The sequence below is a fragment of the Streptomyces sp. NPDC037100 genome (genome assembly GCF_055606225.1).
Genome location: NZ_JBVJSX010000005.1, coordinates 187,793 through 210,329 on the forward strand (window position 1 = coordinate 187,793; position 22,537 = coordinate 210,329).

Below are 22,537 nucleotides of genomic sequence, written 5' to 3' on the forward strand. Positions count from 1 at the left end.
GTGTGCGGGGCGCCGGGCGTCAGACGTCCTGACCGTTGCCGCTGCCCGTCGACACCTTGATGCCCTTGGTGATGTCGTCGAGCACGGTCTCCTTCTGGTCCGCGTCGACGCCGAACCGTACGACCACCATCAGTTTCGCGTTCGCGGGGGAGGGGAACGCGAGCGACTCCACGATGCCGTCGGCGCCCTTGCGCGTGACGGCCTTCCAGCGGACCAGGTAGCCCTGCTGCCCGGCCACGGTCACAGCCTTGGAGCCGAGCACGTCGTGGGAGGTGATCCCGCCGTAGGACTTGCCGCCGTAGGACTGCTCGGCGTTCGCCGCGATGTCCGCCTTCGCGATCTCCTCGGCGGTGGTGCCCTTGGTGCCCAGCGCCAAGGCCGGCGCCGAGTAGGCGCCGCCCTTTGTACAGGTCGAGGAGGTGTCGCCGGGGCACTTGTAGGAGTCGTCGGACGTCACCTGGGCACCGGCGTCGGCCTGCTGGCCGTACCAGCCCTTCGGGATCGGCAGGCTGATGCCGCTGACCGCATCGGTCACCGACCCGCTCCGGATCTTGGGCGGCTGGGACGGCTCGGGCCGCGGACTCTGCCCACCGGACCCGCCGTCGCCACCGGACCCACCGGACCCGCCGTCGCCACCGGACCCGCCGGATCCACCCGAGCCGCCCGGCCCGCCCGGCCCGCCCTGGCCACCGGGTGCGCCCGGCCCGCCGGGCCCCTGCGAGGTGGGCGAACCGCCGCCGCTGTCCGTCAGCGCGTACACGCCCACACCGATGCTGGCGAGCACGACCACGGCCGCGGCGACGGCGGCGCCTATGCGCAGCCGCCGTCCCCGACTGCCCGGAGGGGTTGTGGGATGGGCGGGGTAGGCAGGGTGAGCGGCAGGGTGGGCGGGGTGAGCGGCGGGGTACGCGGCAGCCGCCGGGTAGGCGCCGCCGCCCGGCTGTCCGCCGCCCCCCGGCTGCCCGGCAGCACCCGGATACCCTGCGGTTCCCGCACCCCAGGTGCCGGCAGCCTGCCCGGTTCCGGGTTGCCCGGCATCGCCCGGCTGCTCGGCGGCTTCAGGCGTCTGTGCCGTCGACGTGCCGTCAGGGGACGTCTGGTCCGTGGGGGCAGGACCGGCGGACGCCGGACCTGTCGGGGGACCCCAGGTCGCGGGCGGCTGCGCCGGGCGGATGCGGTCCGTCCAGGTCCGGCCGTCCCACCAGCGCTCGGTGGCGGGCCCGTCACTTGTCTGTCCGGGATCGGCGTACCACCCGGGAGGAGTCTCCTGCGTCATGCCCCCACCGTATGAGGCGTCGGTGAAAGAGGGATGAGAGGAGTCGGAACCGGCTGTTCCGGCAGCAGTCGCGTCGGCCGCCGGGCGGCCCCTGCGCAAGCCGCGGCCCGTGCCGGGCCGGGGCCGCCGGCCCCGACCCGGTCTCCCGGACGGCCGAAAAGCGCCGCCCCGGCGGGACGGAAGAAGAAGGCGAGGGCGAAGAACGCGTATGTCTTGACCAGAGCTTCGGCCTCGCTCCCGTTCTCCGGCGTGGGGAACACGCCGCGGTGATCGTCGGGAAGTGGCCGTGGACGCCGAACTCGTACCACTCGATGAGATTGCGCACCGAGAGATTGCGCACCGACCCCGCGACCAGTGCCCGTCGGCCGCGCCGCGTGTCCCCTCGCTGCTGAGTGGGCGTCATCTCCCGTGACTTTGCGCGTCGTTGACCCGAAGGCGGCTGGTGACGGGACAAGTGCGTCGCCCTGCCGTACCCGGTGTCACCCGTCACGGCAAGAGGTGCCCCGACCACCCTCCACTCGGGCAATCGGACGGCTACGCTCGATGTCTGTACGTCGTTCGGGCGACTTGGGGAGGTAGCGGGATGACGGAGGTACGGCCCACGGCCGCCGCCTCGGCTTCCCTGTGGGAGCGCGACGAGGAGGTCGCCGCCGTCGAGCGGGCGGTCGACAGCCTGTGCGCGGACCGTTCCTCGTCCGGCGGACTGCTGGTCTTCCGCGGCGAGGCCGGACTCGGCAAGACCGCCCTGCTGGCCGAAACCCGCCGCATCGCCGAGGCCCGCGGCTGCACGGTCTGGTCGGCGCGCGGCGGCGAGACCCTCAGGTCGGTCCCCTTCAACGTGGTACGGCAGTTGCTGCAGCCGGCGCTGGTGTCGATGCTTCCGGAAGAGGCCCGGGAGTACCTCGGCGACTGGTACGACATCGCCGGCCCCGCCCTCGGCATCGCGGAGCCCGGCGACCGGCAGGCCGACCCGCAGGGTGTGTGCGACGGCCTGGTCGCGGCCGTGCGCCGGCTCTCCCGCCGCGACTGGCCGCTGGTGCTGCTGATCGACGACGCACACTGGGCGGACCAGGAGACCCTGCACTGGCTCGCGGGACTTGCCGAGCGCATCGACGAGATGTCCGTCCTGGTCGTCGTCACGCGCCGCCCCGAAGAGGTCTCCGGCGCGAGCGCCCGCCACCTCGACACCGTCGCCGCCGCCGCGCACGGCCCCGCCACGACCCTGAGGGCCCTCACCCCGGACGCGACGGCCGGACTCACCCGTGCCACCCTCGGAACACAGGCCGACGCCGCGTTCTGCCGCGAGGTCTGGGCCGTCACCGCGGGCAACCCCTACGAGACCGTCGAACTCCTCGCCCGAGTACAGGACAACGAACTCGAACCGGTCGAGGCCCGGGCCGGCGAACTGCGCGACCTGAACCGCTCGGCCCGCGGCGGCGGCCTCGTCGCCCGCCTGGAGGAACTGGGCATCGACGCCACCAGGTTCGCCTGGGCCGCCGCCATCCTCGGCACCGGCATCTCCATCGACCTGGTCGCCAAGCTCGCCACCCTGCGACCGGACGATGCCCGCCGCTGCGCCGAACTGCTGAGCACCGCCCGTATCCTCACCGCGCCCGACCCCGCGACCGGCCGCAGCGCCGACGGCGACCTCGAGTTCGTCCACCCGCTGATCGCCACCGCCGTCTACAACTCCATCCCCGACGCCCTGCGCACCGCCATGCACGGCATCGCCGCCCGGATCGTCTCCGACGAGGGACACGGCGCCGCGGCCGCCGCCCGCCACCTCCTGGAGGTCCACCCGGACGACGACGAGGAACTCGTCGGGCAACTGCGCGAGGCCGCCCGCGAGCACCTGGCCGTCGGCGCCCCCGACGCGGCCCGCCGCTGCCTGGAGCGCGCCCTGAAGGAACCGCCCCGGCCCGAGTCGCACCCGCAGGTGCTGTACGAACTGGCCGAGGCCACCTTCCTCACCGCGCCCGCCCGCACCATCGGCCATCTGCGGACCGCGCTCGGCATGCCCGGCCTCCACGGCGGCCAGCGGGTCGACGCCGTCTTCCGGCTCTCCCAGGCGCTGCTCCACAACGACCAGCTGGAGGAAGCCGTCCGCACGGTCGAGGCGGAGGCCGCCCGGCTCCAGCCGGGCCCCGACCGGATGCGGCTGCAGGCCGCGCAGTTCATGTGGGAGGGGCTGCACGCCGGCGAGGCCGCCTCACCCGGCCGCTCCCAGCGGCTCGCCGACCTCGCCCGCCCCTGCACGGGCCGGGACAACTCCGAACGCGCCCTGCTCATCCTGCGCGGCTTCGACGCCCTGATGCACGGCGAGAACGCCGAGGAGGTCGCCGAGCTGTGCGACAGCGCCCTCGTCAACGGCCGCCTCGCCCCCGGACTCGGCTGGACCGACACCGAGTGGGGCATCGAACTGCTGCTGATGCTGGCCAACGCGTACGGCTTCACCGACCGCCTCGACCGCGCCGAGACCCTCTACAACGAAGCGCTGCGCGCCTACGAGACGGCCGGCTGGAGCGGCGGCCACCTCGCCCTGGCCCACGCCTACGTCGGGATCGGCCACCGCAGGCGAGGCCGGCTCAAGGAGGCCGAGGCGTCCCTGCGCGAGGCACTGCGCCTGGCCGAACGCGTCGGCCGCGGCCTGCCCCTGTACTGGACCGCGACCTGCAGCCTGGTCGACACCCTGCTCGCCCGCGGCCAGGTCGAGCAGGCCTGGGACGTCGCCGAACGGCACGGCTTCGCCCCGCCCTACCCGTCCACGATCGTCCTGCCCGATCCCCGCTCGGTGCGCGGCCGGCTGCTGCTGGCCGTCGGCCGCACCAAGGACGGCATCAACGAACTGGAGGCCGCGGAGAAGGCGGCTGCGGCCCGCGGGCACCACAATCCGGTGCTCGTCCCCTGGGCGGCCGACCTCGCCCGCGCCCTGCGCACCGAGGACCCGGCCCGGGCCGCGCGGCTCGCCGTCGACGTCCGTCGCCAGGCCGAGCGCTTCGGCACGGACACGGCGATAGGGGAAGCCCTGCGCTGCGCCGCCGACCTGGAGACGGGCCAGCGAGCGGTCCGGCTCTACGGCCAGGCCGTCACCTACCTGGAGGCCTCGCCCTGCCAGTACGAACACGCGGCGGCCCGCATCGAGTTCGGCATCGCCGCCCGCTCGGCGGCCGACCTGCACCGTGGCCTGGACCTGGCGGTCTCGTGCGGGGCCGACGGACTGGCGGAGCGGGCACGTGCCGCGCTCAGGGCCGGTGTCGGCCCGGCGTAGCGCACACACGGAGCAACTGGCCGGTCCGTGCACGCCGCCATGGCGGGCACGCGAGGCAGGCGTGCGCGAGACCCGGCCGGACTCATGACGCGCAGGGTCGCCCTCCGGCCCTCACGTGGTGCCGTCCTCTTCCGCCAGCACCCGCTGGGCCGTCGCGAACGCCGAGTTCGCCGCCGGCACCCCGCAGTACACGGCCGTCTGGAGCAGCACCGCGCCGATCTCCTCCGGGGTGAGGCCGTTGCGGCGGGCCGCGCGGACGTGCATGGCCAGCTCGTCGTAGTGGCCGTGTGCGACCAGCGCGGTGAGGGTGATCATGCTGCGCTCACGGCGGGACAGCGTCGGGTCGGTCCAGATCTCGCCCCAGGCGTAGCGTGAGATGAAGTCCTGGAAGCGGGCCGTGAACGGTGTCTGGCGGGCCTGTGCCCGGTCGACGTGCTGGTCACCGAGCACCTCGCGCCGTACCGCCATGCCCAGGAGCGCGCCCTGGCCGAGGTGTGCGCGCAGGGCGGTCAGGACCGCCTCCGGGCACTGGGCGGGCGCCAGGTGCGAGGCGCCCGGCAGCTCCACGAGCGTCGCGCCCGGCACGGCGTCGGCGATCTCCCGCAGATGCCCGGGCGGCGTCGCGGGATCCTCGCGGCCGGCGACCAGCAGGGTCGGCACGGCGATCTCCGGCAGCCGGTCGCGCAGGTCGAACGCGGCGAGCGCGTCACAGCAGGCGGCGTACGCCTCCGGGTCGGCGTCCCGGTGGTCCCGGACCAGGCGCGGCACGGTGAAGTCTCCGGCGAACCAGCGCGCGCCGGCGCCGTCCGCCAGCCCGGCCAGCCCCTCCCGCCGCACCAGCGAGGCCCGTTCCTCCCACGGCTTGGACCCGTTGAAGTGGGCCGACGAGCAGATCGCGGCGAGCGACGTCAGGCGCTGCGGATGGTGCACCGCGAGATGCAGCCCCACGGCCCCGCCCAGCGACACACCCGCGTACGCGAACCGCTCGATGCCGAGCGAGTCGGCGAGCGCCAGCACCTGCCCGGCGAGGTCACCGACGCTCGCGCCCGCCCGGATGAGACCGGCCGCCGAACCGCCGTGCCCGGGCAGGTCCCAGCGCACCACCCGATGGGTGATCGACAGCTCGGGCGCCACGTCGTCCCACAGGGCGTACGACGTGCCGAGGGAGGGGCCGAGCAGCAGCGGGGGAGCGGAGGCGGGTCCTTCCGCATGGTGGTTCAGAAGTGTCAACGTCGCTCCAGGGCACGGTCGGTGAGGACTTTGGCGGAGCCCGTGTAATGGGCCGGATCGAGATCCGCGTCGGCCAACTCGGGTGCTGCGGCGAGCGGTTGCCCCTCGGAGGCCAGCCGTGTGAGGAGCTCCTTGGCGCGGGCGCGGCCCAGCACCGGGGTCAGTTCCGCGGACAGCCGTTCCGAGACGATCAACCCGTGGGTCAGATCCAGGTGTTCACGCATGGCCTCGGGCCTGACCCGCAGCCCCTCGGCCAGTTCGGCGGCGTCCCGGGCGGCCCCGCCGACCAACCGCAGCAAATCCCGCAGTGGTTCCCACTCGGCGTGCCAGGCTCCGGCCGGGCGTTCGTCCTCCGCGGCCATCGCTCCGTACAGGGTCGCCGCGAGCTGGGGGGCCCGTCGTGCGGCGGAGGCGATCAGGGTGGACCGTACGGGGTTGGACTTGTGCGGCATGGCGGACGAACCCCCGCCGCTGCCCTCCGCGACCTCGGCGATCTCGGTGCGCGACAGGGTGAGGACGTCCACGGCGAGCTTGCCGAGCGCGCCCGCCGTGAACGCGAGGCACCCGGCGAGGTCGGCGACCGGCGTCCGCAGGGTGTGCCAGGGCAGGCCGGGTGCCCGCAGGCCGAGCTCCCGGGCGTACGCTTCCGGCAGCCCGGCCGGATCGCTCGCGCCGTACGCTCCGAAGGCGGCCAATGTTCCCGCCGCACCGCCGAGTTGGGCGGGCAGCGACTCCCGGACGGCCCGCACCCGGTCCCGTGCGTCCAGCACCAGTGACCGCCACCCGGCCGCCTTCAGCCCGAAGGTCGTCGGTACCGCGTGCTGGGTGAGGGTCCGCCCCGGCATCGCGGTGTCGCGGTGCTCGGCGGCCAGCCGGGACAGCGCCTGTTCGCTGCGGCCGAGGTCGGCGAGGACCACGTCGAGGGTCCGCGCCGCGACCAGCATCGTCGCCGTGTCCATGATGTCCTGGCTGGTCGCGCCGCGGTGGACGTAGGGGCCGTACGCCTCGCCGACGGCCTTCGTCAGATCCGCGACCAGGGGGATGACGGGGTTGCCGCCCGCCCGGGCGCGCTTTGCGAGGGACCGTACGTCGAAGGCACCGGCCCCGGCCGCCTCTGCGACCGCCGTCGCCGCCTCCGCAGGGGCGAGCCCCATGGCGGCCTGGGCACGGGTCAGCGCGGCCTCCGCGTCGAGCAGCGCCCGCAGATACGCCTCGTCGCCGGCCGCGGCCGCGGCCGGCGAGTCGGCCCACCCGGGGGCGAGCAGGCCGGTGTCACCGGGGTGCGCTGTCACGTGAACTCCAGGAAGACCGTCTCGCCTTCGCCCTGAAGGCGGATGTCGAAACGGTACGTGCCGTTGCCCTCCTCCGCGGCGATCAGCGTGTCGCGGCGAGCGTCCTCCAGCCCGGACAGCAGCGGATCGGCCGCGAGCACCGCCGCGTCGCCCGGCAGGTAGATCCGGGTGTACAGGTGCACGAGCAGCCCGCGCGCGAACAGGCACACGCTGAGATACGGGGCGCTGCGCCCCCGGGCGCCGGGCCGCAGCGTACGCGCGTACCAGTGGCCGTTCGCGTCGGTCTGGATACGCCCCCAGCCCGTGAACTCCACGCCGTTGCGCCCGAGGAAGCCTCCGGAGGCCGGGTCGCGCCGCATGGAGCCGTCGGCGGTCGGCAGGCTGCCGTCGGGATCCGGGCCCCACAGCTCGATCAGGGCGTCCGGCAACGGGTTGCCCCCGCCGTCGGTGACGTAGCCGTGCACGGTGACGGTGTCCGGATGCCCGAGGGGCGCGATGTCCTCGCCGCCGCGGAACGGCAGGGCGTGTCCGTAGAACGGTCCGACGGTGTGCGACGGGGTGGGCAGCACGGCCTCGGGCCGACTGGTGTCGATCTTCGTCATGGCCGGTCAGCGCCCTTCTTCGATCCAGGTGGCCTGCGGGCCGTCCAGCACGATGTCCCAGTGGTAGCCCATCGAGAACTCCGGTACCGACAGGCTGTGGTCGTACGTCGCGACCAGCCGCTGCCGTGCCGCGTCGTCCGTCACGGACTGGATGATCGGGTCGTAGGGGAAGAGCGGGTCGCTCGGGAAGTACATCTGGGTCACGAGCCGCTGGGTGAACGCCGTGCCGAAGAGCGAGAAGTGGATGTGCGCCGGCCGCCAGGCGTTGACGTGCTGGCGCCAGGGGTAGGGGCCCGGCTGGACGGTGGTGAAGCGGTAATGGCCGTCGCCGTCGGTGAGGGTGCGGCCCACGCCGGTGAAGTTGGGGTCCAGCGGGGCGTCGTGCTGCTCGCGCTGGTGGGCGTAGCGGCCCGCCGAGTTGGCCTGCCAGATCTCCACGAGCTGGCCGCGCACCGGGCGGCCGTCGCGGTCCAGCAGCCGTCCGGAGACGGTGATGCGCTCGCCGATCGGCTCGCCGTCGTGCTGCCGGGTGAGGTCGTTGTCGATCTCGGTGATGTCCCGCTCCCCGAAGGCCGGGGAGAACAGCTCCACCGCTTCCGGATCCTTGCTGACGTCGATGGTGACCGGCGGCTGCTTGGGGTGCCGGAGCACCGAGGACCGGTACGGCGCGTAGTCGCGGCGCGGCTGGTGCTCGACGGGTCCCCCGTCGGCGAGCCGCTTCTCGTAGGCGGCCCGCTCGGCCGCGATCTCCTGATCGATGTCGTGTTGCGTGAGAGTCATGGGGGTCCCTGAGGTTCTTGAGGATCGTGCCCCGTCAGGGGCGCGGGGAACTGCGCGACCGGCCACAGGCGGCCTGCAGCCGAACACCTAACGTTCCAGAGCGAGCGCAAGCCCTTGGCCCACGCCGATGCACAGCGTGGCGACACCGACGCCACTGCCCCGCCGGGCAAGCTGATGGGCGACGGTCCCGGCGAGCCGGGCCCCGGACGCACCCAGCGGATGACCCAGGGCGATCGCGCCGCCCTGCGGGTTGAGGATCGCGGGATCGAACTCGGGCCACTCGGCCACACACCCCAGGACCTGCGCGGCGAACGCCTCGTTCAGTTCCAGCACGGACAGGTCACCGAATCCCCGGCCGGCCCTGGCGAGCGCACGGTTCACCGCCTCCACGGGCGCGAGCCCGAAGTAGTGCGGGTCGGTGGCGGAGACACCCGTCGCGCTGACGCGGGCCAACGGCTCGCGGCCCGTTACCCGCAATCCCTCCTCGTCGACGAGCAGCAACGCCGCCGCACCGTCGTTCAGCGGGGAGGCGTTGCCCGCCGTCACCGTCCCGCCCTCCTGGCGGAAGGACGGCTTCAGCTTGGCCATCGCCGCCAGGGAGGCATCCGCGCGGACACTTTCGTCGGCGGCGAAGACCACCGGCTCACCCTTGCGCTGCGGGATCGTCACGGGTGCCAGCTCAGCGTCGAACAGGCCCTCCGACTGCGCCCCCGCCGCCTTCTCGTGGCTGCGCAGCGCGAACTCGTCCTGCTGTTCCCGGCTGATCTTGTGCTTGTCCGCGATGAGTTCGGCCGACTCGCCCAGCGGGATCGTCCACTGCGGCTCCATCCGCGGGTTGACCATCCGCCAGCCGAGCGTCGTCGAGTACAGCTCGGTGTGCCCGGCCGGGAAGGGCCTGTCGCTCTTCGGCAGAACGTACGGCGCCCGGGTCATGGACTCGACGCCCCCGGCCAGGGCGATGGACGCGTCGCCGAGCGCGATGGCCCGGGCCGCCTGGATCACGGCCTCCAGGCCGGACGCACACAGCCGGTTGACCGTCACGCCCGGGACGGACGTGGGCAGACCCGCGAGCAGCGCGGCCATCCGGCCCACGTTGCGGTTCTCCTCACCGGCCCCGTTCGCGTTGCCGAAGTACACGTCCTCGACCCGGGCCGGATCCAACTGCGGAGTCCGGTCGAGGAGTTCGCGGATGGCATGCGCGGCCAGGTCGTCCGGGCGCACGCTCGCGAGGCTCCCGTTGTAGCGGCCGATCGGTGTGCGGACCGCGTCGACGATGTAGACGTCCTTCACTTGCATCCCTCCGGAACGGTCAGATCGGCGTCCGTCCGGGCGACGATCTCGTCGGCGGTCACACCCGGCGCGGTCTCCACCAGCACGAGCCCGCCGTCGGTGACGTCCAGGACGCCCAGGTCGGTGATGATCCGGTTCACGCACCCCTTGCCGGTCAGCGGCAGGGAGCACTCGGTGAGGATCTTCGGCGAGCCGTCCTTGGCGGTGTGGGTCATGACGACGACGACCGTACGGGCGCCGTGCACCAGGTCCATCGCCCCGCCGATGCCGGTGATCAGCTTGCCGGGGACCGCCCAGTTGGCCAGGTCGCCCCGCTCGGACACCTGCATGGCACCGAGCACGGCCACGTCGATGTGTCCGCCCCGGATCATCGCGAAGGACAGCGCCGAGTCGAAGAAGGAGGCGCCGTGCAGGACCGTGACCGTCTCCTTCCCGGCGTTGATCAGGTCCGGGTCGACGGCGTCCTCGGTGGGGTAGGGGCCGGTGCCCAGGATGCCGTTCTCCGACTCGAGCACCACTTCGACGCCCGGGGGGAGGTGGTTGGGGATGAGTGTGGGCAGGCCGATGCCGAGATTGACGTACTGCCCGTCCCGCAGCTCCCGCGCCGCCCGCGCGGCCATCTCCTCACGCGTCCAGGCCATCAGGACCTCACCGTCCGCTGCTCGATCTTCTTGTCCGCCGCCTGCTCCGGCGTGAGCGCGAGCACCCGCTGCACGAAGATGCCCGGCAGGTGCACCGCGTCCGGGTCGATCTCGCCGGGCTCCACCAGTTCCTCCACCTCGGCGATCGTGACCTTCCCGGCCGTCGCGGCCAGGGGGTTGAAGTTCCGGGAGGACTTGTTGAAGACGAGGTTGCCGTGCCGGTCGCCGCGCGCGGCCCTCACCAGGGCGAAGTCGGTGCGGATGCCCCGCTCCAGCACGTACTCGGTGCCGTCGAACTCCCGGACCTCCTTCGGCGGCGAGGCGAGCGCCACCCCGCCCTGACCGTCGTAGCGCCAGGGCAGCCCGCCGTCGGCGACCTGTGTACCGACGCCGGCCGGGGTGTAGAACGCGGGGATCCCGGCACCGCCGGCCCGTAGCCGCTCGGCCAGCGTGCCCTGCGGGATCAGCTCGACCTCCAGCTCCCCGGCCAGGTACTGCCGGGCGAACTCCTTGTTGGCGCCGATGTAGGAACCCGTGACCCGGGCGATCCGGCCGGCGGCCAGCAGCACCGCCAGGCCCGAATCCATCGCCCCGCAGTTGTTGGAGACCACCGACAGCCCGGCCACGCCGCGCTCGTACAGCGCCTCGATCAGCACGTTCGGCACACCGCTCAGCCCGAAACCGCCCACCGCGAGCGACGCGCCGTCCGGCACGTCGGCCACCGCCTCCAAGGCTGTGGCGACCACCTTGTCCATCCGAGAAGCCCCATCTCTTTCAAGCGTCCCGACCAAATTAATCAGGGCACTGAGTATTTCTGCGAGCTGACCCTCACGCTGCCACCGAGACGCAAAGGCGTCAAGGCCACGGTCAGCGAGACAGGGAACCTTTGCAGGACGGCAGACAGTGGGCGTCGCGTTGAGTATTCTTCAGTGCACCTACGAACGAGCAAGGGGGGCACATGGCGGCCGCGGACCTCACCACCCACCCCGGGCACCTGGCCCGGCGGCTTCAGCAGGCGCACTACCTGCTGTGGAACGCGATGGTCTCCGAGGAGATCACCTCGCCCCAGTACGCGGTCCTCAACACCCTCGTGGCCGAGCCCGGGCTGGACCAGCGCACGGTGGGGGAGCGGGTGGGGCTCGACCGGTCCACCATCGCCGAGGTGATCACCCGGCTCAGCCGGCGTGGACTGCTCGACAAGGTGCGTGACCCCCAGGACGGCCGCCGCTCCCTGCTGCGCCCGACGGACGAGGGAATGCGCACGCATCGCAAGCTGACCGTGCGCACCGCCCGGATGAACCAGGTGTTCCTCGCCCCGCTGACCGCCGACGAGCGCACCGTGTTCTTCGACCTCATCCGGCGGGTCGCGGACGCGGCCGAGGGGCTCCGCAATCCCGAGGAGCCCCTGGTGGCGCCCCGCTGACGGACGCGGCCCGAGCGGGCCGTCAGGGTGTCCTGGAGAACACCACCCACACCTGGCCCTTCGCGAAGTTCACCGGCGTGCCGTCGCCGGTGGTGAACGAGGTGCCGTCCGTGGCCTCCTCCCGCTTCCAGTTCACGTCCCAGGCGCGTCCGTCGCGCAGCACCTGCGCCGTGCCCGAGCCGACCGTCTCGGTGTAGGGCGTGTTGTTGCCGAGGAAGTCCCGGAAGGCGGACTCGCGCACCTTCACGTACTGCACGACGACCGTCGCGGCCGTCATCCGCTCGCCGTCGGCCGTCGTCGCGGGCGTGCCGTCCATGCCGACCAGCCAGCGGTCGCGGGAGTCCGACCAGGTGAAGGTGAAACGGGCGGCCGGGTAGCGCACGGTCCGGGAAGCCGTCGCCGTGCCGCCGGCAGGCGCCGCTCCGTAGTGGAAACCGGTGGTCAGGGCCGCCTCACCCGGGGGCTTGGGCACGACCCGCTCGGGCCGCAGGTAGAGGTTGTGCGGGGCGGGCTTGTCGGAGCCGCGGACGTAGGCGTCGGCGGCGCCGGCCGGTGTCTCCGCCCGCAGCGGCGCCTTGTCGATCAGCGGCAGGAGCTTCTTCTGCGCGCCGGAGAAGGCGAGCGTGGGCCGGTCGAACTGGCGCAGCAGCTCCAGGTCCGACTCGCGTGCGCTGCGCACCGGCCCCACCGTCTCCGGCAGCCGGGTCGCGTACACCGCCATCAGCCGGCTCAGCCCGCCCTCGACCTGCTCCGCGTAGACCACGTCGGCCGCGTCGACGCCCGTGTGCGGACGGGCCGCGGCCGCGTTGTCGATCTTGACGGCGAGTGCGGAGGGACCGGTCGCCGACGGGGACGCGCCCTGTTCCGACTCCTTCGGGGAGCCCCGTCCGTCGTCACCCGGTCCGCTCCCGGCGGTGCAGCCCGCCGCCAGGGCGGCCGTCGCCGTGGCGGCCAGCAGCGCCGCCGCCGTGGCGCGCCGTCCGCGCGCCCCTCGTCTCAGTCTCACCGTCGCCACCGCGCCCCATGTCCTCGATATGTCTTGATTGTGCGCTTATCTGAACATCGATGGTCATAGTCGATCGTTCCGGCCGGGGAGGTGTCTGTGCCGCGTCCGTCGATCGGCTCAAGGTTCAGCGCAGGCCGTCCGGGTACCCGGACGGCGCCGTACCGACCGACGGGCAGGCTGACGGAGGGAGTGCGAGGCGATGAGGGCAGTGACCTGGCAGGGCAAGCGGGACGTCCGGGTGGAGAACGTGCCCGATCCGACGATCCAGGAGCCGACGGACGCGATCATCCGCATCACCTCCACCGGGCTGTGCGGGTCCGACCTGCACCTGTACGAGGTGCTCACCCCGTTCATGACCCCGGGCGACATCCTCGGCCATGAACCCATGGGCATCGTCGAGGAGGTCGGTGCGGGCGTCCAGGACCTCCAGGTGGGGGACAGGGTCGTGGTGCCGTTCCAGATCGCCTGCGGCAACTGCTGGATGTGTCTGACCGGCCTGCCCACCCAGTGCGAGACCACCCAGGTGCAGGGCGAGGGCATGGGCGCCGCGCTGTTCGGCTACACCCGCCTGTACGGCTCGGTGCCGGGCGCCCAGGCCGAGTACCTGCGCGTCCCGCAGGCGCAGTTCGGCCCGATCAAGGTCCCCGAAGGCCCGGCCGACGACCGTTTCCTCTACCTCTCCGACGTCCTGCCCACCGCCTGGCAGGCGGTCGCCTACGCCGATGTCCCCGAGGGCGGCAGCGTCGCCGTGCTCGGTCTCGGCCCCATCGGCGACATGGCATGCCGTGTCGCGCAGGTGCAGGGTGCCGGGAGGGTGTTCGGTGTGGACCTGGTCCCGGAGCGGCTGCGCCGGGCGAAGGCACGGGGCGTGGAGACCTTCGACCTGAGGTCCTTCGACGACGAGAAGGAACTCGTCGAAGCCATCCGCGACCAGACCGACGGCCGCGGGCCCGACGCCGTGATCGACGCGGTCGGCACCGAGGCCCACGGCAGTGCGGCCGCACGCCTGGTGCAGAACGCCGCCGCGATCCTGCCCCGCAAGCTGGGCGGCCCGATCGCCGAACGCTTCAGCGTCGACCGCCTCGCCGCGCTGCACACCGCCATCGAACTGGTACGCCGCGGCGGCACCATCTCGCTGTCCGGCGTCTACGGCGGCATGGCGGACCCGCTGCCGCTGCTCACCCTGTTCGACAAGCAGATCCAGATGCGAATGGGCCAGGCCAACGTCCGCCGCTGGACCGACGACATCATCCCGTACCTGACCGACGAGGACCCCCTCGGCGTGGACGACTTCGCCACCCACCGGGTGTCGCTGTCGGAGGCGCCGCACGCGTACGAGATGTTCCAGCGCAAGCAGGACGGCGCGGTGAAGGTCATCATGCAGCCGTGAGGGCTGCCAGGTCGAAGCGCCCGTTCTCCACGGAGCGCGTTCAGGAAATCGGCGGTCAGCTTGATCGCGCCGTTCTCCGGCTCAGGTCAGCCGGAGAACGGCGCAGCCGCCGGCCGGTACCTGGTGGGCCGTGGCGCCGGTGATCAGATCGTGGGCCGGCTCCGGGAGGGACACGGCCCGGCTGCCGTGGTTGAGCAGGATCCGCCAGCGGCGGCCGTCCCGAGCGCGGCGGGTGACGGCTTCCACGCTCTGCGGCATGCCGGGCAGTTCCGGGCCGACGCCGGTCTCGTCCAGCAGTCGGGCGATGAGGGCGGCGTAGTCGGTGTCGTCGAGGCGGGTGGAGAGGTACCAGCCCCTGCCACGGCCGAAGCGGTGGCGGGTCAGGGCCGGGCTTCCTGAGAGCATGCCGTCGGTGTAGGCCGCCAGGGTCTGTGCGCCCTCGGTGTGCAGTGCTTCGCTCCACGCGGTGGCGTGCGAGCCGTCGGAGAGCTCGATCCGCTCGTCGCGGCCCAGCGGCCGGTGTTCCTCGACGCGGATGCCAAGGGCCTCGCGCAGCGGTGCGGCGGGGTACCCGCCCAGGTGGGCGTGCAGGCGCTCGTCGACCGTGCCGCTCGCGTGCTGGACGAGCAGCGTCCCGCCGCTTGCGACGTAGTGGCGGAGGTGGTCGGCGGTGGCGTCGGAGAGCAGGAACAGGGCCGGCGCGATGACGAGTCGATAAGAGGTCAGATCTGAGGACGGGTGGGCGAAGTCGACCGTGACGCCCGCGTCCCACAGAGCCCGGTGGGCGCGGCGCAGGGCGGGGTGGTAGGCGAGTTCGGCGGAGGGCAGGCCGTCGGACTCCAGAGCCCACCAGGCGTCGGAGTCGTGCAGCACGGCGGTGCGGGCGGTGACCGTCGAGCCGGCCAGCTCGCCGAGGCGGGCGACGGCCTCACCGGCCGCGGTGACCTCGCGGAAGATGCGGCTGTCCGGACCGGCGTGGGGGACCATCGCCGAGTGCCACTGCTCGGCTCCCGCGCGGGACTGGCGCCACTGGAAGAAGAGGGCTCCTTCGGAGCCGCGGGCGATGTGGCCGAGGGTGTGACGGAGGATGTCGCCGGGGTCCTTGCCGAGGATGCGGTCGCCGGCGTAGACGGTGTTGGTTCCCTGCTCCATGAGCAGCCAGGGGCGACCGCCGCCGAGGGAGCGGGCGCGATCGGCGGTGAAGGCGGTGTCGGCGGCGGCGTCCAGTCCGGGCGCGTCGGGGTAGAAGTCGATGGCGACCAGGTCGACCTCGCGGGCGAAGGCCCACAGGTCCAGGTTCTGGTAGTGGGGCAGCATGAGGTTGGTCGTCACCGGCCGGTCACTGTGCGCGCGGATCGCGTCGCGCTGCTCGCGGTACGCGGCGAGGGTCTCGTCGGACCAGAATCGGCGGAAGTCCAGCGCCTGGCCGGGATTCTTGTGCCACTGGGTGGCGCGCGGCGGCAGCACCTGCTCCCAGGTGGTGTATCGCTGACTCCAGAAGGCCGTGCCCCAGGCCTCGTTGAGAGCGTCCAGCGAGCCGTGCCGGGCGCGCAGCCAGTTCCGGAAGGCGGCCGCGGTGTGCTCGCACCAGCACAGGGTGGCGTACTCGTTGTGGACGTGCCACAGCGCCAGCGCGGGGTGGTGGCCGTAGCGTTCGGCGAGCGCGCCGGCGACGCGGCGGGCCGCGTCGCGATACGCGGGGGCGGCGAGACAGTAGGTGTCGCGGCTGCCGTGGGTGAGGCGGGTGCCCTCCGCAGTGACGGGCAGGGCGTCGGGGTGGAGGAGGGTGAACCAGGGGGGCGGGGAGGCGGTGGGGGTGGCCAGGTCCACGGCGATACCGCCCGCGTGCAGGCGCTCCACGTGGGCGTCCAGCCAGGAGAAGTCGTAGCGGCCCGGCTCGGGCTCCAGCAGGGACCAGGAGAAGACGCCGACGGTGGCCAGGTTGACCCTGGCCCGGCGCATCAGCGCGTCGTCCTCCTTCCAGACCGGCTCGTCCCACTGCTCGGGGTTGTAGTCCCCGCCGAAGGCCAGACCCCCGAGCCGGTCGGTCAGGTGGCGGATCGTCGTCATCTGAGCCTCTTTCACTGGATGCGGGTGGGTGATCGCCCGGGGTGGGCGCGACAGCCGGGGCCGGGCCGCTGCTCTCGCGGACCGTGAACCCGGCGGAAGCAGGAGCAGCTCGCGGTCGGGCGCCTCGCCGCCGGACCTCGCGGTGATGCGGGGGACGAACTGCTCGACGGACTGAGTGGGGAGCTCGCCCGCTCACCTGCCGGGGAAGGAGCGGGCGGGGCCGCTCGCGGTCGTGGTCGTCCGGGCGGTCGTGCGCGCCCTCGGCGGGGGACCGGCACTCGACGGTCAGCAGCGAACTGTCGAGGGTGTGGTCGCGCCGCGTGCGTGCCGCACGGGAGCGTGGAGCGTGAACCGGTCCTGGCCGACGCGGACGTCGGCGAACTCCGCGGCGTACGACGCCCGGACGGCTTCGCACATCGGCCAGGAGCCGTCGGTGAACTTCATCGGGTGCCCTCACCAGGGGTGGTGCGGGCGCGGTGGGCGGCGATCAGCCGCCGGTACCAGCGGTAGCTGTCCTTGGGCGTGCGTACTTGTGTGTCGTAGTCGACCCGGACGATGCCGAAGCGCTGGCCGTAGCCACGGGCCCACTCGAAGTTGTCCAACAGCGACCACACGTAGTAGCCACGCACGTCGACGCCCGCGCGCAGGGCGGCGGCGAGCGCGTCGAGATGGCTGCGGAGGTAGTCGACCCGCTCCACGTCGCGGACCCGGCCGTCGGCATCGACGGCGTCCGCCTCCGCCGAACCGTTCTCGGTGATCAGGAGCGGCGGCAGCGTGGGATAGCGCTCGGCAAGGTCCAGCAGCAGATCCGTGAAGGTGTGCGGGACGACGGGCCAGCCCATGGTGGTGTGGCGGACATCGTCGCGCCAGGTCTCCTCGGCCCGGACGTCGACCGCCGTGCGGGTGGCCGGGGCGGCGTCGCGGTACGGGGCGTCGCGGACGGTGATCGGGCGGTAGTAGTTGATGCCGACGAAGTCGAGCGGCGCGCCGATGAGGTCGAGGTCGCCGTCGAGCCGGTACGAGCCGTCGCCGGAGGGCAGCAGCTCGCCCCAGGTCTCGGCTTCGTGCTCCGGGTAGCGCCCGGCGAACAGCGGCTCGAACCACACGTCGTTGTGGAGCGTCTCGACGCGGCGTACGGCGGCCAGGTCGGCGGGGGAGTCCGTGGCCGGCAGCAGCCGGTCGGGGTTGAGCGTGATCCCGACCTCCCGTGCACCCGCCGCGCGCAGCGCGTGCACGGCCAGCCCGTGGCCGACGAGCAGATGGTGTGCGGCGGCGAGCGCGCCGCGGCCCTCACGGGCGCCCGGGGCGTGGGCGCCCGCCGCGTAGCCGACGAAGGCGCTGCAGAAGGGCTCGTTGAGCGTGATCCAGCGGTCCACCCGGTCGCCGAGCCGGGCGGCGACCACACCGGCGTACTCGGCGAACCGCTCCGCCGTCTCGCGTACCCGCCAGCCGCCCCGGTCCTCCAGGGCCTGGGGGAGGTCCCAGTGGTAGAGGGTGGCGGCGGGGGAGATGCCGGAGGCCAGCAGCTCGTCGACGAGCCGGTCGTAGAAGTCGAGCCCCGCCGCGTTGGCGGGACCGGAGCCGGCCGGCTGGATACGCGGCCAGGCGATGGAGAAGCGGTAGCCGTCCACGCCCAGCTCGCGCAGCAGCGCGATGTCCTCGTGGTAGCGGTGGTAGTGGTCGCAGGCGACGTCACCGGTGGCGCCGTCCGCGACGCGACCGGGCTGGCGGCAGAAGGTGTCCCAGATGGACGGGCCTCTGCCGTCCTCGTCGTACGCGCCCTCGATCTGGTAACCGGCCGTGGCGGCACCGAAGAAGAAGCCGGCGGGGAACTCGGGGAACTCGATGGACTCGATGGACTCGGAGTGACTCACAGGAGAGGAACCGCCCTACTTGACCGACCCGCCGGTGATCCCGGCGGCGATGTACTTCTGGGCGACGACGAGCAGGACCGCGGCCGGTACGGCGGAGAGCACCGCGGTCGCCATGACCGCGCCCCAGTCGCTGACATGCGCGCCGACGAACTGGTAGATGCCGAGCGTGACGGGCTTGACGTCGTCCGTGGTGTTGAGGGTGAGCGCGAACATGAAGTCGGACCAGGCGAAGAGGAAGGTGAACAGTCCGGCGGTGATCAGGGCGTTGCGGCTCACGGGCAGCACGATCCTGACGAACGCGGTGAGGCGGTTCGCCCCGTCCACCATCGCGGCTTCGACGACCTCGCTCGGGATCGACACCATGAACGCCCGCAGCAGTACGACCGCGAACGGCAGACCGAGCGAGGCGTCCGCCAGGATCAGCCCCAGATAGGAGTTGACGAGGCCGAGCTGCGCATAGGCGCTGTAGAGGGCGTTGGCGATGACGATGCCCGGAACCATCTGCGTGATGAGCGTGGCGAAGACGATGCCCTGCCCGCCGCGAAGTCCGAACTGGGCGAGCCCGTACGCGGCGGGCGCGGCGAACGCGAGGCAGACGACGACGGCGCCGAGTGCGACGACGAAGCTGGTGAGCAGCGAGCCGCCCTGGGTGCTGATCGCCGTGTCGAAGTTCTTCAGGGACGGTGAGACGGGGAACCACCGGGTGGCGGCGATGCCCGACTCGGGCTGGAGAGCGGTGTTGAGCATCCAGTACACGGGGAAGAGCAGCACGGCGAGGATCAGCAGCGCGGCGGCGGTGTTCCACACCGAGCGGACGCGGAGAAGGCTCGCCGGTCGTTCCATCGGTCGGTTCATCGACGGTCACTTCCCCTTGCCGAAGTCGGCGCGGTCGGCCCGCAGGTACAGCACGGCGAAGACCGCGCTGATGAGGATCAGGACATTGCCCACCACGGCTCCCTGGCCGAAGTCGAGCCGAAGGAAGGAGAGCTGGTACGTGACGGTGCCCAGGGTCTGTGTGGAGTCCGCGGGCCCGCCCGAGGTCAGCGCCAGGATCAGGTCGAGGATCTTCACCGTCGACATGAAGCCCAGCACGAGCACGACGGTGATCACCGGACGCAGCATCGGCAGCGTGATGCTGCGGAACGTCCGCCAGGGGCCACAACCGTCGAGCGAGGCGGCCTCGTACAGGTCGCGCGGGATCTCCTGGAGGCCGCCGTAGAGGATGACCATGTTGAACGGGATGCCGATCCAGATGTTGACCAGGACCGCCGACAGCAGTGCCACGCCGGGGCTGCTCAGCCACGGCACACCGTCCTGCGGGACCAGGCCGACCGCGTGGAGGGCGGTGTTCAGCATGCCGTGGTCCTGGTCGAGGATGCGCCTCCAGACGACGGCGGAGACGACCATGGGCACGAGCCACGGCAGCAGCAGGACGGCGCGCACGAAGCCGGAGAGCCGGAAGCGGCGGGAGAAGAAGACTGCGAGGGCCAGGCCGACGGTGAACTGGCCGAGCAGCGAGCCGACGGTGAACAGGGCCGTGTGCCACAGGGCGTCGGTGAACAGCTCGTCGGCGAAGACGGCCCGCCAGTTGTCGAGGCCGTTGAACGGGGCCTCGCCGGTGAAGTACGTCTTCGGCGTGTAGCGCTGGAAGCTCATCACGACGTTGCGCAGGAGCGGGTAGCCGAAGAAGAGCGCCATGTAGGCGAGCGCGGGAGCGACGAAGAGCCAGCGCAGCAGCCCGCGGCGCAGCGGAGCGCGGCCGGCGGCGGACTTCGTCGCGGCGGCGCCCGAGGCGGGCGCCGGGGAGGTGATGGTGGTCATGGGCGCTTCCTCACTTCCCCGCCGAAGCCTGCTGCTGGGCCCGGTGCAGGGCCTGTTCGGGACTGGTCCGGCCCGTCAGCACGGACTGGAAGGCGCCCGCGAGCGCGTCGCCGACGACCGGCCACCCGGTGCCGACCTTCGCGGTACGGGAGCGGGCGGTGCTGACGAGCTCGGCGAAGGCGGCGAGCTTCGGGTTGTGCTTCGCGTACGCCTGTGCGGCCCGGGCGCGGGTGGGCACGTTGTTGACCGACTCGCCCCACTCCAGCTGGTGCTTCTCGGAGTTGAGGCAGTTCAGGACCTTGCCGGCGTTCTTCTCGCGGGCGGGGTCCTCGTCGTTCTTCGGTACGGCCATGACGGTGCCGCCGATGGGCGGCACCGCCGGCTTGCCCGCCTCGGGCACCGGAATGCCCGCGACCGCCCAGTCCACGTTCTTCTGGGCGCTGAGGACCGGCACCTGCCACGGCCCGTTGATCATCATGGCGGCGCGGCCCGCGACGAACTGGTCGTTGACGTCCTGCTGGTTCCAGTTGACGACAGACCTGGAGGCGGAACCGTCCGCCACCAGGTCCTTCCAGAGCCGGAGCGCGGCCTCGCCCTTGCCGTTGTCGATCTCGGTCTCGTCGCCGCCCGCGGACCAGAAGAACGGAAGGAACTGGTAGACGCCGTCCGCGTTCGGGCTCGCGCTGAAGGCCATCCCGTACGTGTCACCCGCAGTCAGCTTCTTCGCGGCGGCCCGTAACTCCGCCCAGGTCGTGGGCGGGGCGATGCCCGCGTCCTTGAGGAGCCCGGTGTTGTAGATCAGCGCGAGGGAGTTGACGGAACGGGCGATGCCGTACTGGGTGCCGTCGTACGAGCCGAGGGACTTCGCGCTGCCGGAGAGGCCGGAGGTGTCGACCCCGACCTCGTCGAGCGGCCGCAGCCCCTCGGTCTGCGCGAACTGGGGCAGCTCCGAGCCGTCGAGCTCCAGGATGTCGGTGAGCGAGTCGGACGACGCCATCCGGAGCGCCTTGGAGGCGATCTGGTCGGCGGGCACACTGATCTGCTCGACCTTCAAACCGAGCGGCTTGCCGCAGCGGTCGAAGAACCGCTGGTTGGCGTTGTGCTCGGCGGTGTCGGTCGCCGAGTTGAGCACGGTGACGGTGCCCGGGTCGGGCTGCGCGGCACAGCCGGTCAGCCCTGGCGCGACGAGGGCGCAGGCAAGGGCGGCGGCGAGCCCGGGAACGCGTCCGCGCCTTGTTCTGATGCGTCCTGCTGACAACGGCAAGGCGGTCCTCCGTTACATGTGCGGCTGTGGACATGCAGGTGTCCGGCGATGGGGAGTCGCCGGCCGTGCCGTACGGGCGGTCCGGGTGGTCAGCCGGGCGACGGCGGGGCGACGGCGGGCCCGGCCATCCGCGGCTGGATCACGTGGTGCGGTGTGCCGGAAGGCATGCTCGGGGCACGTGCCGCGAGGGGCTCCTGCGCAGTCGATGACCGGTCGTCGAGGCCGGGACCGATCGCGTCGACGGAGGGGCCGGGACCGATCGCGTCGACGGAGGGGCCGGGACCGATCGCGTCGATGGCGAGCCGGGCCACGGCCGTGGACATCTCCGCGACGGGCAGATCGATCCGCGGCAGATGCCGGATGCCCAGCTCGTCCGGGAGACTGCCGACGAGCACGACGGTCAGGTCGTGGGGGATCCGCAGCCCGGCCGCCGCCACCACGTCCAGCAGGCGGGGGAGGAGGATCAGGTGCTGGACGACCAGCGCGGTCGGGGCCGGCCGCGCGGCCAGCGCCTCGCCCAGCCGCCGCGCGAGGACGTCCGGGTCGTGGTGGGACGGGATCACGCGGACATCGGCCCCACTCTCGACGGCCGTGCGCCGGGCGCCGGCGAGGCCGTGCAGGGCATAGCCACGACGTGCGGCGACCTCGTGGTCGGCCGACGCGAGGAAGAGGATCCGCCGGTGGCCGGCCGCGGCAGTCTCGCGCACGGCGAGGGCGACGGCGGCCTCCCAGTCCAGGTCGGTCCAGGGCAGCGCCGCGTGATCGTCGTGACCGAGCAGCGCCCCGGGAAAGCCCAGTTCACGCAGGACCTCGACACGTGGGTCGCGGTCCTCGACCGCCATCAGCACCGCTGCGTCCGCGAGCCTGCTGCGGGCCACCCGGCGCAGCCCCCCGACGCCGTCGCTGTCCGTCATCAGCAGCACGTCGTACCCGTGCACACGGGCCGCGTCGGTGACGTCGATCGCGAACCGCCCGTCGATCGCCCGGTACGCCCCGGGCACGCGCGGCGTGGCCAGCGCGAGCACCCGGGTCCGCGCGCTGCGCAGCGTACGAGCACTCGCACGCGGGTGGTATCCGAGCTCGTCGATCGCGACCTGCACCGCGCGCCGGGTCTCATCGGAGATCTTGCGCGACCCGCTCAGTACGTACGAGACGGTGCTCGGCGCGACGCCTGCCCGCTCGGCGACGTCCTTGATCGTGGTCATCCCCACCCCCACCCGGCCCGTCTCGGGATCCGTCGGTCCCCTCACACCGATCGAATCGATTCGACACGCGGAAAAGACTCTAGGTACGCCGGGTGGGGAGGGCAA

The 22,537-nt window shown here is 72.5% G+C and carries 19 protein-coding genes and 1 pseudogene; 3 read left to right on the forward strand and 17 right to left on the reverse strand.

Annotated features, from left to right (window positions below):
* Positions 1–19 precede the first annotated feature (19 nt).
* Positions 20–1,276, reverse strand: coding sequence for a DUF2510 domain-containing protein (locus ACZ7EG_RS18325; protein ID WP_471079304.1), 1,257 nt, complete (start codon positions 1,274–1,276; stop codon positions 20–22).
* A pseudogene (locus tag ACZ7EG_RS18330) lies at positions 1,276–1,679 on the reverse strand (hypothetical protein); the annotation flags it as partial. The pseudogene ACZ7EG_RS18330 and the gene ACZ7EG_RS18325, both read right to left, overlap by 1 nt.
* A gap of 180 nt (positions 1,680–1,859) precedes the next feature.
* Between ACZ7EG_RS18330 and ACZ7EG_RS18335 the strand changes: the two are divergent.
* Positions 1,860–4,544 (forward strand): ATP-binding protein, encoded by a 2,685-nt coding sequence (locus ACZ7EG_RS18335; RefSeq protein WP_471079307.1) that lies wholly within the window; start codon positions 1,860–1,862, stop codon positions 4,542–4,544.
* Between the two features lie 111 nt (positions 4,545–4,655).
* On the opposite strand, the gene pcaDC is transcribed toward ACZ7EG_RS18335, so the two are convergent.
* The 7 genes from pcaDC to ACZ7EG_RS18370 form a co-directional block, all read right to left on the reverse strand.
* Positions 4,656–5,774 (reverse strand): bifunctional 3-oxoadipate enol-lactonase/4-carboxymuconolactone decarboxylase PcaDC, encoded by a 1,119-nt coding sequence (gene pcaDC / locus ACZ7EG_RS18340; protein WP_471079309.1) that lies wholly within the window; start codon positions 5,772–5,774, stop codon positions 4,656–4,658.
* Positions 5,771–7,066 (reverse strand): 3-carboxy-cis,cis-muconate cycloisomerase, encoded by a 1,296-nt coding sequence (gene pcaB, locus ACZ7EG_RS18345; protein ID WP_471079312.1) that lies wholly within the window; start codon positions 7,064–7,066, stop codon positions 5,771–5,773. The genes pcaDC and pcaB overlap by 4 nt, the downstream gene beginning before the upstream one ends.
* Entirely contained in the window at positions 7,063–7,668 is a 606-nt protein-coding gene (pcaG, locus tag ACZ7EG_RS18350) for a protocatechuate 3,4-dioxygenase subunit alpha (RefSeq protein WP_471079315.1), read from the reverse strand. The genes pcaB and pcaG overlap by 4 nt, the downstream gene beginning before the upstream one ends.
* Positions 7,669–7,674: 6 nt before the next feature.
* Complete coding sequence (gene pcaH, locus ACZ7EG_RS18355) at positions 7,675–8,448, reverse strand: protocatechuate 3,4-dioxygenase subunit beta (protein WP_471079318.1); 774 nt, start codon at positions 8,446–8,448, stop codon at positions 7,675–7,677.
* A gap of 87 nt (positions 8,449–8,535) precedes the next feature.
* Positions 8,536–9,738: a thiolase family protein gene (locus ACZ7EG_RS18360; protein WP_471079321.1), complete on the reverse strand. Its 1,203-nt coding sequence runs from the start codon at positions 9,736–9,738 to the stop codon at positions 8,536–8,538.
* Positions 9,735–10,379, reverse strand: a complete 645-nt coding sequence (locus tag ACZ7EG_RS18365; RefSeq protein ID WP_471079324.1) for a CoA transferase subunit B — start codon at positions 10,377–10,379, stop codon at positions 9,735–9,737. Before ACZ7EG_RS18365 ends, ACZ7EG_RS18360 begins: the two co-directional genes overlap by 4 nt.
* On the reverse strand, positions 10,379–11,134 hold the full coding sequence (locus ACZ7EG_RS18370; RefSeq protein ID WP_471079327.1) for a CoA transferase subunit A: 756 nt from the start codon (positions 11,132–11,134) through the stop codon (positions 10,379–10,381). Before ACZ7EG_RS18370 ends, ACZ7EG_RS18365 begins: the two co-directional genes overlap by 1 nt.
* 203 nt (positions 11,135–11,337) lie before the next feature.
* Here ACZ7EG_RS18370 and ACZ7EG_RS18375 point away from each other — a divergent pair, with 203 nt between their 5' ends.
* Complete coding sequence (locus ACZ7EG_RS18375) at positions 11,338–11,802, forward strand: MarR family winged helix-turn-helix transcriptional regulator (RefSeq protein WP_471079330.1); 465 nt, start codon at positions 11,338–11,340, stop codon at positions 11,800–11,802.
* Between the two features lie 22 nt (positions 11,803–11,824).
* On the opposite strand, the gene ACZ7EG_RS18380 is transcribed toward ACZ7EG_RS18375, so the two are convergent.
* Positions 11,825–12,817, reverse strand: coding sequence for a DUF3048 domain-containing protein (locus ACZ7EG_RS18380; RefSeq protein ID WP_471079333.1), 993 nt, complete (start codon positions 12,815–12,817; stop codon positions 11,825–11,827).
* 190 nt (positions 12,818–13,007) lie between these two features.
* On the opposite strand from ACZ7EG_RS18380, the gene ACZ7EG_RS18385 reads away from it, so the two are divergent.
* Positions 13,008–14,198, forward strand: coding sequence for a zinc-dependent alcohol dehydrogenase (locus ACZ7EG_RS18385; protein ID WP_471079338.1), 1,191 nt, complete (start codon positions 13,008–13,010; stop codon positions 14,196–14,198).
* Between the two features lie 81 nt (positions 14,199–14,279).
* Here the strand turns inward: ACZ7EG_RS18385 and ACZ7EG_RS18390 are convergent, their stop codons facing one another.
* From ACZ7EG_RS18390 to ACZ7EG_RS18420, 7 genes are all read right to left on the reverse strand, one after another.
* Complete coding sequence (locus tag ACZ7EG_RS18390; RefSeq protein ID WP_471079341.1) at positions 14,280–16,268, reverse strand: beta-galactosidase; 1,989 nt, start codon at positions 16,266–16,268, stop codon at positions 14,280–14,282.
* 285 nt (positions 16,269–16,553) lie between these two features.
* Positions 16,554–16,712: a hypothetical protein gene (locus ACZ7EG_RS18395; protein WP_471079344.1), complete on the reverse strand. Its 159-nt coding sequence runs from the start codon at positions 16,710–16,712 to the stop codon at positions 16,554–16,556.
* Entirely contained in the window at positions 16,709–18,142 is a 1,434-nt protein-coding gene (locus ACZ7EG_RS18400) for a GH1 family beta-glucosidase (protein WP_471079346.1), read from the reverse strand. The genes ACZ7EG_RS18395 and ACZ7EG_RS18400 overlap by 4 nt, the downstream gene beginning before the upstream one ends.
* Before the next feature lie 15 nt (positions 18,143–18,157).
* Positions 18,158–18,985 (reverse strand): carbohydrate ABC transporter permease, encoded by an 828-nt coding sequence (locus tag ACZ7EG_RS18405; protein ID WP_471079349.1) that lies wholly within the window; start codon positions 18,983–18,985, stop codon positions 18,158–18,160.
* Positions 18,986–19,003: 18 nt separating this feature from the next.
* Positions 19,004–19,963: a carbohydrate ABC transporter permease gene (locus ACZ7EG_RS18410; RefSeq protein WP_471079352.1), complete on the reverse strand. Its 960-nt coding sequence runs from the start codon at positions 19,961–19,963 to the stop codon at positions 19,004–19,006.
* A 10-nt stretch (positions 19,964–19,973) separates the two neighbouring features.
* The gene (locus tag ACZ7EG_RS18415) at positions 19,974–21,227 is read right to left on the reverse strand and encodes a sugar ABC transporter substrate-binding protein (protein ID WP_471079355.1); all 1,254 of its coding nucleotides are present in this window, start codon (positions 21,225–21,227) and stop codon (positions 19,974–19,976) included.
* An 89-nt stretch (positions 21,228–21,316) separates the two neighbouring features.
* Positions 21,317–22,432, reverse strand: a complete 1,116-nt coding sequence (locus ACZ7EG_RS18420) for a LacI family DNA-binding transcriptional regulator (protein WP_471079358.1) — start codon at positions 22,430–22,432, stop codon at positions 21,317–21,319.
* Positions 22,433–22,537 lie beyond the last annotated feature (105 nt).